We start from the raw sequence: 18,166 nt of genomic DNA on the forward strand, positions 1-18,166 counted from the left end.
TCGCGAAAGGCCCACCATGCCTGCCGAATTCCAGCAGTTGAAGATAACGAACGACACGGTTGTGACCTGCACCAGTCCCGCCGAGGCACATATGCTGTGGGGCGAGGCCACCGCGCCGAGCGGCATGTACCAGTACGCCGCGGCCCGGTTGCGGCCTCGCGATACCGTCCTGGACATCGGCGCGAACATCGGCCTGACCGCGATGATGTTCGCCCGGACCTGTCCCGGGATCCGGGTGATCGCCGTCGAACCCGCGCCGACGACATTCCACTGCCTGCAACTCAATCTGGCCGCGCACGTCCCGCACGGGACCGCGCTGCGCACGGCGGTCGGCGAGACGCCCGGCATCGCGACATTCACCTGGTATCCGCGGGCGTCGGCGAATTCCGGTCTGTACGCCGACCGCGCCGCGGACGACCGCGCAACGCGAACATTTCTGCACAACAGCGGCCTGGACGACACATCGATCGACACCATCACCGCCGGACTGCACACCGGCGAGCGGTTCGACGTCCAGGTCGACACGGTATCGGCGATCCTGGCCGACCACGCGTCCACCGGCGAGATCGGCCTGCTCAAGGTCGACGTCGAACGCGCGGAAATGGATGTCCTGCACGGCATCCTCGAATCGGACTGGCCACGGATCCGCGCCGTCGTCGCCGAGGTCCACGACATCGACGATCGCCTGACCCGATTCTGCGAACTGCTGACCGCGCACGGACTGGTCCCGCATGCCCGGCAGGACGCGATGCTGCGGGGGACCGAACTGCACGAGGTCTACGCCGGTCGCGCGGCGTAGACCCGGCAGTGTCGGCGGCTGCGAGTCGGGTGTCGCTGGTGCGGTATTTCGTATACGCGGATTCGTGGCCTGGTGTTCGCGGTGTGAGCGCGGACTGTTCGCGTAGACGCGGTGGCCACTCGGCCCGCCGGCCCTCTGTCGGGAGCCGCGGATTGGCGACGCGAGACAGGTCGATCCCGCATGCGATCAAGCGATTTCGATGAAGCGCCGCACCGAACGTGACGGGGCCGGTTTGGCGCGCCAGACCAGGTAGACCTGAGACGGCGGGGCGTCCGGGACGTCCAGGTACGTCACTCCCGGATGTGGTGCGCGGGTGCGGGCGAGTTCGGGAACCGCGCCGATGCCGCGTCCGGCGGCGATCAGTTCGATCCACTCGTCGAAATTCGTGCAGGTGACGATCTCGCGACCGGAATCACCTGCGGGCCAGGAGTTTTCATCGGTCGTGCCCGAGATGATGTTGACCACGAGCGGGTGATCCGCCAGATCCTGCCAGCGTGGCGCGGCGTCGACCAGCGGTGAATCGGCCGCCACCGCCAGTACCCTCCGCTCGGTGGCGATCAACTGCGCGGCCATGGTCGACGGCAGGCGAATGTTCTTGCGGTACAGGGCGATATCGATGGTTCCCGAGGCCAGGGCGGCGATCGGGTCGTCCACGCGATGGATCGCCAATCGCCCGCCGACCGCCTCGAAGCGGGTCCGGGCCGCGGCGAACCAGCTGTCGGGCAGCAGCCAGGCGAAGCCGACCGCGACGGTCGTCCGCATGCGCAGATCGGCGCACACCGCATCCACGTCGCCGATGATACGTCGCGCGTGATCGGCGAATTCCGTTCCCTCCGAGGTCAATTCGAAGTGCCGGGAGCTGCGTTCCAGCAGCCGGACGTCCAGGATGCGTTCGAGTTGCTGGATCGTGCGGGTGAGCGAGGGCTGGGTGAGGTGCAGGCGGGCGGCGGCGCGGGTGAAGTTCCGTTCCTCGCACAATGCCAGGTAGGCCCGCAGATGACGCAGCTCCAGATCCATACGTTCAGCGTATACATCGCGCACAGGAAGCATTTCACAACGGCCCCGCCAGACCATACCGTCGACAGCTGTGACCACTGTTTCGATCAGCCGACAGTCCGTGAGCCCACTGCGCGCCGCCTCCGGACTCGCGGCGGCCATGGGCGTCGGCCGCTTCGCCTTCACACCGCTGCTACCGGTGATGATCGGCGCGGGCCGCCTCGACGCACGCGCGGGCGCGGCCGTCGCGGCCGCCAACTACGCGGGCTATCTGCTCGGCGCGCTACTGCTGGCGAGACGCCCGGACCTCAACGGCCGCATCGCTTTTCACGCCTCGGCCGCCGCATTGGCGCTCAGCGAGGCACTCATGGCCTGGCCCGCGCCCGCCGCCGTGGCCGCCGCGCTGCGATCGATCGCGGGCGTCGCGAGCGCCGTGCTGTTCATCGGCTGCGCGAGTGTCGCGGCCGGACACGAAAACCGCAGGCGCGCAGCGGGAATCGCGTTCGGTGGGATCGGTGGCGGGATCGCGCTGACCGGCATCCTCGCCCTGATCGCGGGAACGTCCGTGTCCTGGCAGCTGATGTGGCTGGGCGCGGCGACCCTCACCGCACTGCTGCTCGCCCCCGCGCTACGACTCGAGGTCCGCCCCGCGACCCGCGCCGCCGCGACCGCCGCACGATCGGTGCGAGCGTGGCGACTGCTGCAGGGCACCTACTTCCTCGAGGGCCTGGGGTACATCGTCATCGGCACATTCCTGGTGGCCGCGCTGCAATCCCCGGGACATCACTCACTCGGCACGCTGACCTGGGTCGTCGTCGGCATCGCCGCCGCACCCGCGACGCTGCTGTGGGATCTGGTCGCCCGCCGCCGCTCCCCCGAGACCGCACTCGTACTCGCCCTGGCACTGCAATGCGTCTCGGCGATCCTGCCCGCGATATCCACCGGCGTCGTCTCCGCGCTGATCTCCGCGGCGCTGTTCGGCGCGACATTCACCGGAATCACCATGCTCGCGATCGAGGTGGGCGGCGAACTCACCGGCCCCGGCGCCGCGGCCACACTCACCGCGGGCTACGGCCTGGGCCAGGTACTCGGTCCGCTCGCGGTGACGCCGGTCCTGGGTGACGGATATGGAACGGCCTTCGCGATCGCCGCGGTGATTCTCGCCGTGGCGACCGCCGCCGCACTGCTGATCAGGCGAACTTGATCTCCAGGCCGATGCCCAGAATGGCGATCAGCCAGATCAGACCGGTGAAGACGGTGATGCGGTCGAGGTTCTTCTCGACCACGGTGGATCCCGACAGGCTCGACTGCACGCCGCCGCCGAACAGGTTCGACAGACCCCCACCCTTCGCGCGGTGCAGCAACACCAGCAACACCAGCAACACACTGGTGATGATCAGGAGGATATCCAGGAACATCTTCATGCCCGACAGCTTATGCGCAACCCCGCGATCCGCCCGCATCAGGTGATTCGCCGCACGATCAGCGCGCTGATCCGGCAGCCCCGGCCCGCCGCCGCCGCGGACCGCACTCGACCGACCGCGACCAGTCCCACCGATCCCGTTCGAGCAGCGGCAGAACCAGCGACCACCGGCCGGCCACGCCCGTTCGGTTGCCGGGCGACACCGATCCGCGCCGGTACCATCGCGGCATGTCGGCCGCAACGCGAACGCAATCCTCCCGTCGAACGGGCCGCAGCGCCAACATCTTCCGAGGTTCGGCGCTGATCGTCTGCGGATTGCTGGGGGCGTGTTCGAGTGGGTCATCGGGGCCCGCGCCGACGCCGATGGGGCACACCTACATCTCCACCGGAGTGCAGGGAACGCCGATTCCGGGCGGCGGACCGTTGACGTTGACCTTCGAGGACGGGCGGGTTTCGGCGGACTCGGGGTGCAACAGCAGCAGCGGGGCGGTGACGTTGGACGGCTCGGTGCTGCGGGTTTCGCAGCTGGCCACGACCATGATGGCCTGCGTCGGCGACAAGTCGGGGGCGGACGGCTGGCAGACCGCCCTGCTGCAATCCGCGCCGAAGTGGTCGCTGTCGGGCAGCACGTTGACGCTCACCGGCCACGATGTCACGGTCACGCTGCGGGACAAACGCGTGGTGCGACCGGATCTGCCGCTGACCGGGACCGCATGGGTCGTCACCACCCTGCTCAGAAAGGAAGGCCAGGTCCGCTCGCAGGCCCTGGACGCCGCGCGCCCCACCCTCACCATCTCCCCCAGCGGCCAGGTCACCGGCAGCGCCGGATGCAACCGGATGACCGGCGCCGCCGACATCGCCGGCTCGGAGGTCACCTTCCACCTCGGCACCACTCGGATGATGTGCGCGCAGGATGTCATGCAGGTCGAACAGCAGGTCCTCGAAGCCCTCGACGGCACGACCGAAGCCACCGTCGACTCCGACGCCCTGACCATCCGCAATCGCGCGAACGGCGCGGGCCTGATCCTGCGCTCGGAGTGAAACCACCACCCGGCGCCCCGGCGGAAGGCAGCATGGGACGGTGATCAACGAACGGGAAGCTGAACTCGATCGGCGGTTCCGCGCGGCGGTGACGGCCGTACGGCCCGGATCTCCCCGCGCCGCAACCGAATCCGTGCTACCGGGCATCACGCACACCGTCGCGGCGATGCTGGCGCTGTTCGACGCGCAGGCCGCGAGCCGACAGCTGGATCTGGCGGCGCGCGCGCTCACTGCCGCCGGGCACGGGTACTACAGCATCGGATCCTCGGGACACGAGGGCAATGTCGCGCTCGCCGAGGTGCTGCGTCCGACCGATCCCGCACTGCTGCACTATCGTTCGGGCGCGTTCTTCGTGCATCGCTGTCGCCGGGCCGGTGGCGGCGATCCCGTGCGCGACGTGCTGCTCGGTGTGGTGGCCGCGGCCGCGGATCCGATCTCGGGTGGGCGGCACAAGGTGTTCGGCAGCGCACCCGCCGCGATCCTGCCGCAGACCTCGACCATCGCCTCCCATCTGCCGCGCGCGGTCGGGCTGGCCTTCGCGCTGGATCGGGCCACGCGGTTGGGCCGATTCACGCCCTGGCCGTCGGATGCGGTGGTGCTGTGCACGTTCGGCGACGCGTCGGCGAATCATTCCACCGCGACCGGTGCGATCAACGCGGCCGTGCACACCGCGCATCAGCAGATTCCGATGCCGGTGCTGTTCGTGTGCGAGGACAACGGGATCGGACTGAGCGTGCCCACTCCGCCGGATTGGATTCGCAGCGCCTACGGAACCCGGCCCGGCCTGCGGTATTTCGAGGTCGACGGCTCGGATCTGCTTGCGACGCTGACGATTTCGGCCGAGGCCGTGGACTGGGTGCGGGAGAATCGGCTTCCGGCCTTCCTGCGATTGCGTACCACCCGGCTGCTGGGGCACGCGGGGTCGGACGTCGAGGCGGCATATCGGCGTGCGGGCGATATCGATGCGGAGTTGCGGCGCGATCCCATCACGGCCACCGCGCGTCTGCTGGTCGGTTCGGGCGGAATCGGCGCGCGGGAACTCATCGCACGGTACGACGCCATCGCCGCCGAGGTCGCGGCCGTCGCCGAGCAGGTCACCGGTGCGGCGACGCTGGATTCGGCCGCCGCGGTGATCGCTCCTCTCGCACCGCATCATCCCGATCTGGTCCGCGCGGATGTCGTGCGCACCGGACCGCTGCCCGAAACCATGCCGCCGCCGGGTGCTCGCGTCGTCGATACCCGTGCGCACCCACCGGCCGAAACCGATCCCGACAACTCCGATTCTTTGCCGAACAGCCCCGATCCTTCTTCGAACAGCACTGCGGCAGCAGGGAATTCAGTCGAGCAAGCGCCCGCGATGACCGTCGCACAATCGATCAACCACACGCTGACGCAGTTGCTGGAACGCGACAGCGACCTGCTCGTCTTCGGCGAGGACGTCGGCCGTAAGGGCGGCGTCTACGGCGTGACCAAGGGTCTGCAACGCCGATTCGGCGCACGGCGAGTCTTCGACACGCTGCTGGACGAGCAGAGCATCCTGGGCACCGCCCTCGGCGCGGGCCCCGCCGGTTTCGTCCCGATTCCGGAGATCCAATACCTCGCCTACCTGCACAATGCACTCGACCAGATCCGCGGTGAGGCCGCCACCCAGCAGTTCTTCTCCACCGGACAGTTCCGCAATCCGATGGTGGTCCGCATCGCCTCCTACGCCTACCAGAAGGGTTTCGGCGGCCACTTCCACAACGACAATTCCGTTGCGGCCCTGCGCGATATCCCCGGCCTGGTGATCGCCTCCCCCGCCCGCCCCGACGACGCCGCCGCCATGCTGCGCACCTGCGTAGCCGCGGCCCGCGTGGACGGCCGAGTCTGCCTCTTCCTCGAACCGATAGCCCTCTACCACACCCGCGACCTGCACGCCCCCGGCGACGACGGCTGGCTCGCCACCCCCACCACGGACCCGATCGACATCGGCCGCGCCCGAATCCACGGCGACGGAACGGATCTCACCATCATCACCTTCGCCAACGGCCTCCGCATGAGCCTGCGCGCCGCACATCGCCTGTCCCAGCAGGGAATTCATGCCCGAGTCCTCGACCTCAGCTGGCTGGCCCCACTCCCCACCGCCGACATCCTCCACCACGCCCGAGCCACCGGCCGCGTCCTCGTAGCCGACGAAACCCGCCGCACCGGCGGCATCTCCGAATCGGTCTGCACGGCCCTCGTCGACGCCGGATTCACCGGCCCGATCACCCGGGTCACCAGCGCCGACAGCTTCGTCCCCCTCGGCCCCGCCACCGCCCACGTACTGCTCGACGAGGCAACCATCGAAAAAGCCGCAGTCGCACTGGTTTCCGCCTGACCACCGCTCGAAGCGGTACACGAATATCCGGAACCCACAGCACTCCCGCCTCGAGCCTTCACGGACGAAATCGGCGCACGGACGGCGCTGTTACCGATCCCGCTCACGCGACACGGATCAGGTCGTACACGTACGAGCGGTCGGCCTTGCGGCTCACCCAAGCGCCCTCGGGCGGGAGATCGCCGCACCCGGGATCATCGAACGGGCGGCTGTGGACGTGGCCGGATTCCGTGCACACCACCCATCCGAAATCAGGCAGGCGTCTGCACCACAGGTCGAGGTCGACACGCTTGTACGACGGGGCTCCGTGTGCGTTGCCGTCACGGACGAATTCGTAGGTCAGTCCGTCCGCACGGCGCACGAATCGCAAATCCGGCATGGCACCAGCGTGCCCGCGGGCCGGTCCATCGGTCGCGGACCGGCCCGGGCGAATCAACGCGGTGTGACGGTGGTGGGCAGGGCCGTGAAGCCGCGATTGTTGGAGGAGTGGATGCGGCGCAGGCCGGCGGGGTCGATCTCGAAGTCGGCGATTCGGGTGGTGATCTCCTGCAATGCGGTGCGCAATTCCAGCAGGCCCAGATTCGAACCCAGACAATGGTGACGACCGCTGCCGAAGGCTACGGCGTCGCCGGTGTCTCGGTCCAGGTCGAATTTGTCCGGATTCGCGAAAACCCGGGGATCGCGATTGGCCGAACCGCTGAGCAGCAGAATGCGTGCGTCGGCGGGAATTTTCACCCCGTGCAGTTCCACCGGTTCGGTGGTGGTTCGCAGAATGACCTGATTCGACGGGTCGTATCGCATCGCCTCATCGATCCAGTCCGCGATGCGGGCGGTCGGTGCGTCCGATTGCGCGCCCAACGCGACACGGCGCTGCTCGGGATTGCGCGCGGCCGCGTGCCACAGATTGCCCAGCGTCAGCATGGCGGTTTCGATACCCGCGCCGACCAGCAGGATCACCACGCCCACGATCTCCTCGGGGGTGAGTCGGTCGTCACCGTCGGCGGCATCGAGCAGGGCCGAGAGCAGGTCGTCACCCCGATTCGCGGCCCGTTCGATGGTCAGCTCGGTGTAGTAGCCGACCAGCGCCCCGATCGCCTGCATGGCCTCGGGCCGCAGATCGGTGGACTCCTCCTCGGTGTACATGATCTCCATGCCCAGCTTGCGGACCATCGCCCGATCCGCCTCGGGCACCCCGACCAGCTCGGAGATCACCTCGGTCGGATACGGCCCCGCGAAATCGGACATCAGATCGAAACTGCCCCGCTCGAGCAGTGGTTCCAGCAGACCGCGCGCGATCTCCCGCAACCGCGGCTCCAGCGACTGCACCCGGTGCTGAGTGAACGCCCGCACCACCAGCCCGCGCATCCGCGTGTGCTTCGGCGGATCCATCGCCACGAAGGAGAAGAACTGCTCGGCCTGCGGTCCCCAGAATGCGGGCTCCATCCGCAAACCGTTCGCACTGGAGAAACGATCCGAATCCCGCAGGGCCGCGAGGACGTCCGCGTGCCGGGACAACGCCCAGAAATCATCCGTCTCGTTACGGAACACCGGCGCATCCTCGCGCAGTTGTTCGTAATACGGATACGGATCCTCGTGGACGTCGAAATCATATGGGCTGTACTGCAACTGCATGAGGTTGCCTTCCGGACGGTGCGGCACCGCCGCTACCGGTTCACTATCCGAGCTGACATGATTCACAGTAGTCGACAGGAAAGAGGACGTCGTGCAGTCTGAATTCGCACCTGCCGGGATCGATGTCACTACACCACATCCGGCCCGCCGCTACGACTACTGGCTGGGTGGCAAGAACAATTTCGAGGCCGATCGGGAATCGGCCGAACTGGTCGCCGAGGCGTTCCCCACGATCCGCTTCGCCTGCCTGGAGAATCGCAAATTCCTGCGGCGCGCGGTCACCTACCTCACCGAGGAGGCCGGAATCCGGCAGTTCCTCGACATCGGGGCCGGGCTGCCCACCGTCGGCAACGTGCACGAGATCGCCCAGGGCATCGCGCCCGAATCGCGCATCGTCTACGTGGACAACGATCCGATCGTGCTGATCCACGCCCGCACCCTGCTGGACAGCGCCCCCGAGGGGGCCACCGCCTACCTCGACGCGGATGTGCGCGATCCGGCGAACATCCTGTCCCAGCCCGACCTGCTGTCCACCCTGGACCTGAGCCAGCCGGTCGCGCTGATGCTGCTGGCGGTCATGCACTTCATCACCGACGACGAGAAGCCCCGCGAGCTGATACGACAGCTCTGTGACGCGCTGGCCCCCGGCAGTTATCTGGTGATGACACACGCCACCGACGACCACCTCACCCAGGAGGATCTCACCGAGACCCGCGAAGCCAACGAACGCAGCGGCATCCCCTTCCGCCTCCGCTCCACCGCCGAATTCGAAAGCTTCTTCACCGGCCTGGAACTCGTGCCGCCCGGGGTCAGCTCGGTGATGACGTGGCGTCCGGAAACCTGGCGCGCCCACCCCCGCCCCGAGGCCGTCTCCATGCTCGGCGCGGTCGCACGGATCGGGTAGACCCGCTCACTCGCCTGCGTCGGTGAAATCCCCTGAAACACAACACAACTGGTTCGGGTCCGGCCGCGATGCGCGCGGCCGGACCCGATCCGTCACGGGAGTGGACCGCCCGCGGCGATTGCCGAGAGGGTGGCGAACTCGTCACCCTTGAGCGAGGCGCCGCCGACGAGCGCGCCGTCGACATCGGTCTGCGAGACCAGTTCGCCGACGTTCTTGGCGTTCACCGAACCGCCGTACAGCACCCGAACCGACGCTGCCACTTGCGGATTCGCCAACTCGGCCAGCTCGCCGCGAATCGCGCCGCACACCTCCTGCGCATCCGCGGGGGTGGCGACCCGGCCCGTGCCGATGGCCCAGACCGGCTCGTACGCGATGACGACCTTGGCGATCTCCTCGGCCGTCAGGCCCTTGAGCGAACCGCGCAGCTGCTCGAGGTTGTAGGCGACATGCTCGCTCACCTCGCGCACGCCCAGGCCCTCGCCGATGCACACGATCGGGGTGATCCCGTGCTTGAGCGCCTGCTTGGCCTTGGCCAGCACCGTCGCGTCGTCCTCGTTGTGGTACTGCCGCCGCTCGGAATGCCCGACCACGACGAACGAGCAGCCCAGCTTCGCCAGCATCGGCGCGCTGATCTCACCGGTGTACGCGCCCGACTCGTGTACCGAGACATCCTGCGCACCGTAGGTGACCAGCAGCCGATCGCCCTCGACCAGGGTCTGCACACTCCGGATGTCCACGAACGGCGGAATCACCGTCACGTCGACCTTGTCGAAGTACTTGTCCGGCAACGCGAATGCGATCTTCTGCACCAGAGCGATGGCCTCGAGGTGATTGAGGTTCATCTTCCAGTTGCCCGCGATGAGCGGTTTCCGTGCCACCGGTCAGTCCTCCAATACCGCGATACCGGGCAGTTCCTTGCCCTCCAGATATTCCAGCGACGCACCGCCACCGGTGGAGATGTGCGAGAAACCGTCTGTGTTGCCATCCCGCCCGCCCAGGCCCAAAGTGCGCACCGCGGCGGCCGAATCGCCGCCGCCGACGACCGTGAAAGCACCCTTCTCGGTGGCCCGCACGATCGACTCGGCCACCTTGCGGGTGCCGTCGGCGAACTTCTCGAACTCGAACACACCCATCGGGCCGTTCCAGAACACCGTGCGTGCCTCGGTCAGCAGCGCACCGAAGCGGTCCGCCGAATCCGGACCGATGTCCAGACCCATCCAGCCCTCGGGAATCTCGTTGGCGGACACCACCTTCGACTCCGCGTCGGCGGCGAACCCGTCGGCCACCACGATGTCGCGCGGCAGGTGGATGACGTCGGCGTACCGGTCCAGCAGGCCGCGGCAGGTCTCGATCATCTCCTCCTGCAACAGCGAGGTACCGACCGGAAGCCCCTGTGCGGCAAGGAATGTGAAGCACATACCGCCGCCGATGACCAGGGTGTCGACCTTCGGGGCCAGCGCCTCGATGACCGCCAGCTTGTCCGAGACCTTCGACCCGCCCAGCACGACCGCGTACGGTCGCTCGGTGTCGGTCGTCAGCTTGCGCAGGACCTCGACCTCGGCCGCGACCAGTGTGCCCGCGTAGTGTGGCAGCAACTCGGCCACGTCGTAGACCGACGCCTGCTTGCGGTGTACGACGCCGAAGCCGTCGGAGACGAAAGCGCCGTCGTCACCGACCAATTCGACCAGCGCACGGGCCAGCTTGCCGCGCGCGGCGTCGTCCTTGCTGGTCTCGCGCGGATCGAAACGGATGTTCTCCAGCAGCAGCACATCACCGTCGGTCAGGCCCTCCGAACGCGCGAGCGCGTCCTGGCCGACCACGTCACCCGCGAGTTGGACGTTGCGGCCCAGCTCCTGCGCCAGACGCTCGGCAACCGGCGCGAGCGACAGCGCCGGATCGGGCTCGCCCTTCGGGCGGCCCAGGTGCGCGGTCAGCACGACCTTGGCACCGGCCTCGACCAGCGCCTTGATCGTGGGAACCGAGGCGATGATGCGGCCCGGATCGGTGATGACCCCGTTGTCCAAGGGAACGTTCAGGTCGGAGCGCACGAGCACGCCCCGACCCTCGACACCCTCGGCCAGGAGATCCTGAAGTGTCTTGACCGTCATCTGATCAGAGCGACTTGCCGACGAGACCGATGAGGTCGGCGAGGCGGTTGGAGTAGCCCCACTCGTTGTCGTACCAGGACACGACCTTCACCTGATCGTCGATGACCTTGGTCAGCGGCGCGTCGTAGATCGACGAGTGCGGGTCGGTGACGATGTCGCTGGACACGATCGGGTCGGTGTTGTACTTCAGGATGCCCTTCAGCGGGCCCTCCGCGGCGGCCTTGAACGCCGCGTTGATCTCCTCCAGCGACGCCTTGGTGCGCAGGTTCGCGGTCAGGTCGGTGACCGAACCGGTCGGCACCGGCACGCGCAGCGCGTAACCGTCCAGCTTGCCCAGCAGGTCGGGCAGCACCAGGCCGATGGCCTTGGCCGCACCGGTGCCGGTCGGCACGATGTTCAGCGCGGCGGCGCGGGCGCGACGCAGGTCGCTGTGCGGGCCGTCCTGCAGGTTCTGGTCCTGGGTGTAGGCGTGGATCGTGGTCATCAGGCCACGCTCGATGCCGAAGCTGTCGTTGAGCACCTTGGCCAGCGGGCCCAGGCAGTTGGTGGTGCACGAGGCGTTGGAGATGATGTTCTGGCTGCCGTCGTACTTGTCGTCGTTGACGCCCATCACGACGGTCAGGTCCTCGCCCTTGGCGGGCGCGGAGATGATGACCTTCTTGGCGCCGGCCGCGAGGTGGCCCTTGGCCTTGGTCGCGTCGGTGAAGATGCCTGTCGACTCCACGACCACGTCGACGCCCAGCTCACCCCACGGCAGGGCCGCCGGGCCCTCCTTGATGGCCAGCGCCTTGATGCGCTGATCGCCGACCACGATGGTGTCGTCGCCGTCGAGCGAGACATCCTGCGGCAGGCGGCCCAGGATCGAGTCGTACTTGAGCAGAGTCGCCAGGGTGGCGTTGTCGGTGAGGTCGTTGACCGCGACGACCTCGATCTCCGTTGTGCCGAGCGCCTTCTGGGCCTCCACAGCCCGGAAGAAGTTACGCCCGATGCGGCCGAAGCCGTTGATGCCTACCCGGACAGTCACGTTATCGCTCCTCAGCTTTCTGCGGATTCTTCTCCGTTGTCGATCCACCCTAATGCCCGGCCGTGATGTCACAGACACGCCCCTGGTCACGGTGAGAAACCCGGGCATCACCCGATCTCGCGACGCTGCGAGGCTCGTCCGCAGCAGGATACCGATCCGCACCGACAGGTTTTCGGGTGATTCACCCAGAAGTGACGAAAGCCGCCGTGGTGCAAGATGATTCGCACCACGACGGCTATCGGCGAGCGTACGCCTCAGGCGTCTTCGAGCAATTCGGCGGTGACCGCCGACTCGGTGTCCGGAATGCCGAGTTCCTTCGCGCGACGGTCGGCCATCGACAGCAATCGCCGAATCCGGCCCGCCACCGCGTCTTTCGTCATCGGCGGGTCGGCCAGCTGGCCCAACTCCTCGAGCGAGGCCTGCCTATGCTCCACGCGCAGCTTCCCGGCCGCGGCCAGATGGTCCGGCACGTCGTCGCCGAGAATCTCCAGCGCGCGTTCGACCCGCGCGGCCGCGGCCACCGCGGCCCGCGCCGAGCGACGCAAATTCGCGTCGTCGAAGTTGGCGAGGCGATTGGCGGTCGCCCGGACCTCGCGGCGCATCCGCCGCTCCTCCCAGGTCAACCGGGTGTCCTGCGCGCCCATCCGGGTCAGCAGCGCGCCGATGGCCTCGCCGTCGCGCACCACCACCCGGTCGGTGCCGCGGATCTCGCGATTACGGGCCTGGATCCCCATCCGGCGCGCCGCGCCGACCAGGGCCAACGCGGCCTCGGGACCCGGGCAGCTCACCTCGAGCGCCGAGGATCTGCCGGGTTCGGTGAGCGAGCCGTGGGCGAGGAACGCGCCCCGCCACGCCGCCTCCGAATCGGCGATGCTGCCGCCCACGACCTGCGCGGGCAAACCCCGCACCGGCCGGCCGCGCACATCCAGCAGACCGGTCTGGCGGGCGAGCGCCTCGCCCTCCTTGGACACCCGCACCACGTACCGGGAGGTCTTGCGCAACCCCCCGGCGCCCAGTACGTGCACATCCGAGCCGTAGCCGTACAACTCGAAGATCTCGCGACGCAGGCGGCGGGCGATCGAGCCCATGTCCACCTCCGCCTCGACGATCACCCGCCCGCCGACGATGTGCAGCCCGCCGGCGAACCGTAGTAGCGCCGACAATTCGGCCTTGCGAGATGAGACCTGCGAGACGGACAGACGGCTCAACTCGTCTTTCACCTCGGCTGTCATCGCCACGAGACCCGCTCCTTTCCACCCAACGCGGACCGCACATCCTGGCCCATGTGCCGTCCTTCGACTCGAAGCCCTGCTGATTCCGGCCGAGGCGCCCGGATCACCTGATCCAGTGCGGCGGCCAACTTTCCAGGGTGGTGCCGGTCCGTCCCCGCCTCGGCGACATCAGCGAAGGTTACTCGCGCACGCAGCTGTTCGGCAGCTCTTGCCACATGTTCGCGCTCCCTACCCTCGGGTACGGACCCGGAGTCCACCACCACCTGGTCCACCGCGAAATCCGGTGCGTGCTGGGACAATACATGCAAATGACGCTCGGCGGAGAATCCGGCGGTCTCCCCGGGCTCGGCAGCGAGGTTGAGCACCAGCACTTTCCGGGCGCGCGTGTGCACCAGTGCCTCGTGCAGGCCCGGGACCAGCACATGCGGAATCACACTGGTGAACCAGGATCCGGGACCGAGGATCACGACATCGGCGTGTTCGATGGCCGAGGTCGCCTCGGGACTCGCCGGCGGGTCCGAGGGGATCAGGCGCACCCGCCGCACCTTACCGGGTGTGGTGGCGACCGCGACCTGTCCGCGGATGCACCGGCTCACCCGGGGGTCGGCCTCGAGTCCGGACACATCCGCCTCGATGGTCAACGCGGCGGGCGACATCGGCAGCACCCGGCCGGTGCAGCGCAGCAGCGAACCGACGGTGTCCAGGGCGGCCACCGGATCGCCGAGTACCTCGGTCAGCGCGGCCAGGATCAGGTTTCCGGCCGAATGTCCGGCCAGCGCACCGGTTCCGCCGAAGCGGTGCTGCACGGTGCGCGCCCAGACGCCGTCGGTCTCCTCGGCCAGCGCCGCGAGGGCCATGCGCAGATCGCCCGGCGGCAGCATGCCCAGTTCCGCGCGCAACCGGCCGGACGAGCCGCCGTCGTCGGCGACCGTCACCACGGCGGTGACATCCGAGGTGAGCCGCCGCGCCGCGGTCAACGTCGCGTACAGCCCGTGTCCGCCGCCCATGGCGACCAGGGTCGGGCCCGGCCCCTCGGCACTCATTCGCGCCCCAGGTCTCGATGCACCACGCGCACAATATCCATGTCGGCACGATCGGGGCGCTGCGTGGTCACGCTGCGCTGCCGCCTCCGCGCCTGACCGCTCGTGCCGATATCCGCGCTCGCCTCGCCGAGCGCCTCGCCCAGCGCCTCCGCTACGGCCACACTGCGGTGCTTGCCGCCCGTGCAGCCCACTGCCACGGTCATGTAACGCTTCCCCTCTTGGCGGTAACCGTCGGTCGTCAGATCGATCAGGTGACGACAGGTGTTCAGATAGTCCTGCGCACCCGGACGGGACAGCACGTACTCGCTGACCACCGCGTCCTGTCCGGTGTGCTCACGTAATTCCGGTACCCAATGTGGGTTGGGCAGGAAACGCAAGTCGAACACCATATCCGCATCCAGCGGCACACCGTACTTGAAACCGAAGGACTGGACGGTAACCTGCAACGCCTTGGGCGCACCGCCGCCGTACGCCTCCTCGAGTTTGCGATGCAGCTGGTGCACCGACAGTGCGGTCGTATCGATCACCACGTCGGCGGCGGTTTTCGCGGAGGCCAGCCGGGCCCGTTCGGCGGCGATGCCCTCGGACAGCGTGCCGTCGGCGCTCTCGCTCTGCAACGGGTGCCGGCGCCGCGCGAAACCGAATCGGCGGATGAGCACGTCGTCGGATGCCTCGAGGAACAGCACCCGGGTGCGCACGCCGCCCGAGCGCAGCTGTTCGGTGACCGCCGAGAGATTGCCGGTGAAGAATCGGCTGCGCACATCCATCACCAGCGCGAGACGCCGAATCGGCGGGTCGGCCGAGACGCCCAGCTCGATCATCCGCTCGATCAGCTCGGGTGGCAGATTGTCCGCGACATACCAGCCCAGGTCCTCGAGCACGCGCGCCGCAGTACCCCGGCCCGCACCGGACAGTCCGGTGACGATGACGACCTCGACCGCCCGGCCCACCGCCGCCTCGGGCACGGCCGCGGACGCCGACGGGCCCGCCGCACTACCGTTCGATTCCACGCTGGTCATGTCCTACCGGATCCGTTACTGGCGTTCATTGCGATCATCCTGCCTTTTTCCCGTATCCAGCGCCCGATACGCACGCCGGGCGACATCGAGACTTAACCGTGCCATCCGATTGATAGGCGGCGACTATTCGCCGTGCAGAGCCGCGAGCACCGCCTTCGCTGTTGCCACCCCGATGCCCGGAACCTGTGTGATCTCCTCCACCGTAGCCTGCTCGAGCCGGGCGACGGACCCGAAATGCGTGACCAGCGCCGTCCGCCGCGCCTGGCCGAGCCCCGGGACCGCGTCCAGCGCCGAGGCGGTCATCCGCCGCGAACGTTTGCTGCGATGGAAGGTGATGGCGAATCGGTGCGCCTCGTCGCGCACCCGTTGCAGCAGGTAGAGCGACTCGCTGTTGCGCGGCATGATCACCGGATCGACCTCGCCCGGCACCCACACCTCCTCGAGGCGTTTGGCCAGCCCGATCACCGCGACGTCGGTGATACCGAGATCCTCGAGCACCTCCGCGGCGGCCGCGACCTGCGGCGCGCCGCCGTCGACCACGTACAGATTGGGCGGATAGGAGAACTTGCGAGGCTTGCCGGTCTTCGGGTCGATCCCCGGCGTCGGATTGTCCTCGGCCTCGAGCACCTCCTGATCGCGGCGCAGGCGCTGGAACCGGCGGCGGGTGACCTCCGCGATACTGGCCACGTCGTCCGAGCGTCCCTCTCCCGCAGCTTCCTTGATCGCGTAGTGGCGGTATTCGGATTTGCGCGCGAGCCCGTCCTCGAAGACGACGAGGGAGGCGACCACATCGGTGCCCTGCACGTGGCTGATATCCACGCACTCGATCCGCAACGGCGCGGAGTCCAGGTCCAGCGCCTCCTGAATACCTTGCAGCGCAGCCGATCTCGCGGTCAGATCGCCCGCCCGTTTGAGCTTGTGCTGTGCCAGCGCCTCGGCCGCGTTGCGCTGCACGGTCTCCATCAACGCCTTCTTGTCCCCCCGCCGCGGCACCCGCAACTGCACCGCCGACCCTCGCAACCCCGAAAGCCACCCCTGCACCTGCTCGGCATCCCCGGGCAACGCGGGCACCAGCACCTCGCGCGGCACCACCGTCCCCGAGGATTCCCCACCGCTCTGCTCCGCGAACGCGGCCTGCTCCCCGTAGAACTGCATCAGGAACTGCTCGACCAGCGCCGCCAGCTCACCACTGGACTCCGCCGATTCCGTATCGCCCGGCTCGATGTCCGCGGCGTCTTCACCGGACTCCGCGGACTCCCGCGCGTCACTGGCGTCCGCCTCGTCGCCACTACCGGCAGCATCTCCAACAATACTGCGCCCCAAGGAATCTCGATCGTCATCATGACTCGCCGAAGCCTGCACTGAAAACTGGTCGGCGGCACTCACAGGAGGCCGGACGGCACCGGAGCCCGTAAGCGCCACATCGTCGTCGGAACCCTCGCCGGCCCGACCGTCACCGGAACGCGCGGAAACCCGACCGGCCTCCCCGTCAATGGACTCCACACGCTCGCCGGGGTCCGTGGAAATCCGATCATCACCTGTGCTCGCGGCAGCTTCGACAACGCCGCCACCACCGGGGCGCTCGATCTCGGCCGGATGCCCGGAACTCACGGAAGGTGCGGCGCTCGAGGCCGTCGAGATCTCGTCGTCGCCGGGACCCGCACCGAGTTGCGCGGAACCCGGCTGGACCAGGTCGACCGCGTCGCCGGACTTGTCGACCACCCAGCCGCGCTGACCGCGGACGCGGCCGTCGCGGACATGGAAGATCTGGACCGCGGCCTCGAGGTCGTCGGTGGCGAAGGCGACCACATCGGCGTCGGTGCCGGTGCCCAGGACGACGGCCTGCTTCTCCAAGGCGCGACGCAGGGCCTGGACGTCGTCGCGCAGGCGGGCGGCGGTCTCGAAGTCCAATTCCGCTGCGGCGGCTTGCATTCGGCGTTCGAGCTCGCGCACCATGCGGTCGGTCTTACCGGCCAGGAAGTCGCAGAAGCCCTCGGCGATGCGGCGATGCTCCTCGGCGCTGACCCGGTCGATGCAGGGGGCGGAGCACTTGTCGATGTAGCCGAGCAGGCAGGGGCGGCCGATCTGACTGTGCCGCTTGAAGACTCCCGCCGAGCAGGTGCGCATCGGGAACACCCGCAGCAGCAGATCCACCGTCTCGCGGATCGCCCAGGCGTGCGCGTACGGGCCGAAGTACCGCACCCCCTTCTTGCGCGCGCCGCGATAGACGAAGACCCGCGGATACTCCTCGTTCATGCTCACCGCGAGCATGGGGTAGGTCTTGTCGTCGCGGTAGCGGACGTTGAACCGCGGATCGAACTCCTTGATCCAGTTGTATTCCAGCTGAAGGGCTTCCACCTCCGTGGACACCACGGTCCACTCCACGCTCGCGGCGGTGGTCACCATCTGGCGGGTGCGCGGATGCAGCGCGGCGATATCGGCGAAGTACGAATTCAACCGACTGCGCAGGCTCTTGGCCTTGCCGACGTAGATGACCTGCCCGAAGGAATCCCGGAACTTGTACACGCCGGGATCTACGGGGATGGTGCCCGGCGCGGGCCGGTACGTCGCTGGATCTGCCACGCG

At 68.2% G+C, this 18,166-nt stretch carries 16 protein-coding genes; 5 read left to right on the plus strand and 11 right to left on the minus strand.

From position 1 onward, the window contains the following. Window positions 1-16 precede the first annotated feature (16 nt). Complete coding sequence (locus NRB20_RS20355; RefSeq protein WP_153411724.1) at window positions 17-799, plus strand: FkbM family methyltransferase; 783 nt, start codon at window positions 17-19, stop codon at window positions 797-799. A 186-nt stretch (window positions 800-985) separates the two neighbouring features. Here NRB20_RS20355 and NRB20_RS20360 read toward each other — a convergent pair whose 3' ends face one another. Continuing rightward, window positions 986-1,816, minus strand: a complete 831-nt coding sequence (locus tag NRB20_RS20360) for a LysR family transcriptional regulator (RefSeq protein ID WP_153411725.1) — start codon at window positions 1,814-1,816, stop codon at window positions 986-988. 70 nt (window positions 1,817-1,886) lie between these two features. Here NRB20_RS20360 and NRB20_RS20365 point away from each other — a divergent pair, with 70 nt between their 5' ends. Continuing rightward, entirely contained in the window at window positions 1,887-2,999 is a 1,113-nt protein-coding gene (locus NRB20_RS20365; RefSeq protein ID WP_319945166.1) for a YbfB/YjiJ family MFS transporter, read from the plus strand. Here the strand turns inward: NRB20_RS20365 and secG are convergent. After that, a complete protein-coding gene (gene secG, locus NRB20_RS20370; protein WP_153411726.1) occupies window positions 2,986-3,219 on the minus strand; it encodes a preprotein translocase subunit SecG in 234 nt (77 codons plus the stop codon). The genes NRB20_RS20365 and secG overlap by 14 nt on opposite strands. 227 nt (window positions 3,220-3,446) lie before the next feature. Between secG and NRB20_RS20375 the strand changes: the two genes are divergently transcribed. Together NRB20_RS20375 and NRB20_RS20380 are read left to right on the plus strand one after the other, a co-directional pair. Then, the gene (locus NRB20_RS20375; protein ID WP_153411727.1) at window positions 3,447-4,259 is read left to right on the plus strand and encodes an META domain-containing protein; all 813 of its coding nucleotides are present in this window, start codon (window positions 3,447-3,449) and stop codon (window positions 4,257-4,259) included. A gap of 166 nt (window positions 4,260-4,425) precedes the next feature. After that, window positions 4,426-6,618: a thiamine pyrophosphate-dependent enzyme gene (locus NRB20_RS20380; RefSeq protein ID WP_153411809.1), complete on the plus strand. Its 2,193-nt coding sequence runs from the start codon at window positions 4,426-4,428 to the stop codon at window positions 6,616-6,618. Between the two features lie 103 nt (window positions 6,619-6,721). Here NRB20_RS20380 and NRB20_RS20385 read toward each other — a convergent pair whose 3' ends face one another. Both NRB20_RS20385 and NRB20_RS20390 read right to left on the minus strand, forming a co-directional pair. Beyond that, window positions 6,722-6,997 carry a hypothetical protein gene (locus NRB20_RS20385; RefSeq protein ID WP_153411728.1) on the minus strand — a complete coding sequence of 92 codons (276 nt, stop codon included), beginning with the start codon at window positions 6,995-6,997 and terminating at the stop codon, window positions 6,722-6,724. 53 nt (window positions 6,998-7,050) lie between these two features. Beyond that, window positions 7,051-8,250, minus strand: a complete 1,200-nt coding sequence (locus NRB20_RS20390; protein WP_153411729.1) for a cytochrome P450 — start codon at window positions 8,248-8,250, stop codon at window positions 7,051-7,053. 91 nt (window positions 8,251-8,341) lie between these two features. Here NRB20_RS20390 and NRB20_RS20395 point away from each other — a divergent pair, with 91 nt between their 5' ends. Further along, on the plus strand, window positions 8,342-9,154 hold the full coding sequence (locus NRB20_RS20395) for an SAM-dependent methyltransferase (RefSeq protein ID WP_319945167.1): 813 nt from the start codon (window positions 8,342-8,344) through the stop codon (window positions 9,152-9,154). Window positions 9,155-9,246: 92 nt separating this feature from the next. Here NRB20_RS20395 and tpiA read toward each other — a convergent pair whose 3' ends face one another. The 7 genes from tpiA to uvrC form a co-directional block, all read right to left on the minus strand. Beyond that, complete coding sequence (tpiA, locus tag NRB20_RS20400) at window positions 9,247-10,032, minus strand: triose-phosphate isomerase (RefSeq protein WP_319945168.1); 786 nt, start codon at window positions 10,030-10,032, stop codon at window positions 9,247-9,249. 3 nt (window positions 10,033-10,035) lie between these two features. Further along, window positions 10,036-11,262, minus strand: a complete 1,227-nt coding sequence (locus NRB20_RS20405; protein ID WP_153411730.1) for a phosphoglycerate kinase — start codon at window positions 11,260-11,262, stop codon at window positions 10,036-10,038. A 4-nt stretch (window positions 11,263-11,266) separates the two neighbouring features. Further along, on the minus strand, window positions 11,267-12,286 hold the full coding sequence (gap, locus tag NRB20_RS20410; protein WP_222971733.1) for a type I glyceraldehyde-3-phosphate dehydrogenase: 1,020 nt from the start codon (window positions 12,284-12,286) through the stop codon (window positions 11,267-11,269). 254 nt (window positions 12,287-12,540) lie between these two features. Then, window positions 12,541-13,518, minus strand: a complete 978-nt coding sequence (gene whiA / locus NRB20_RS20415) for a DNA-binding protein WhiA (RefSeq protein WP_153411812.1) — start codon at window positions 13,516-13,518, stop codon at window positions 12,541-12,543. Next, window positions 13,515-14,561: a gluconeogenesis factor YvcK family protein gene (locus NRB20_RS20420; RefSeq protein WP_153411731.1), complete on the minus strand. Its 1,047-nt coding sequence runs from the start codon at window positions 14,559-14,561 to the stop codon at window positions 13,515-13,517. Before NRB20_RS20420 ends, whiA begins: the two co-directional genes overlap by 4 nt. Then, window positions 14,558-15,580, minus strand: coding sequence for an RNase adapter RapZ (gene rapZ, locus NRB20_RS20425; RefSeq protein WP_153411732.1), 1,023 nt, complete (start codon window positions 15,578-15,580; stop codon window positions 14,558-14,560). Before rapZ ends, NRB20_RS20420 begins: the two co-directional genes overlap by 4 nt. Window positions 15,581-15,703: 123 nt before the next feature. Beyond that, the gene (gene uvrC / locus NRB20_RS38250; RefSeq protein ID WP_319945169.1) at window positions 15,704-18,163 is read right to left on the minus strand and encodes an excinuclease ABC subunit UvrC; all 2,460 of its coding nucleotides are present in this window, start codon (window positions 18,161-18,163) and stop codon (window positions 15,704-15,706) included. Between the last annotated feature and the right edge of the window lie 3 nt (window positions 18,164-18,166).

It is taken from the genome of Nocardia macrotermitis (assembly GCF_009604405.1).
In the GTDB taxonomy this organism is placed as follows: Bacteria; Actinomycetota; Actinomycetes; order Mycobacteriales; family Mycobacteriaceae; genus Nocardia; species Nocardia macrotermitis.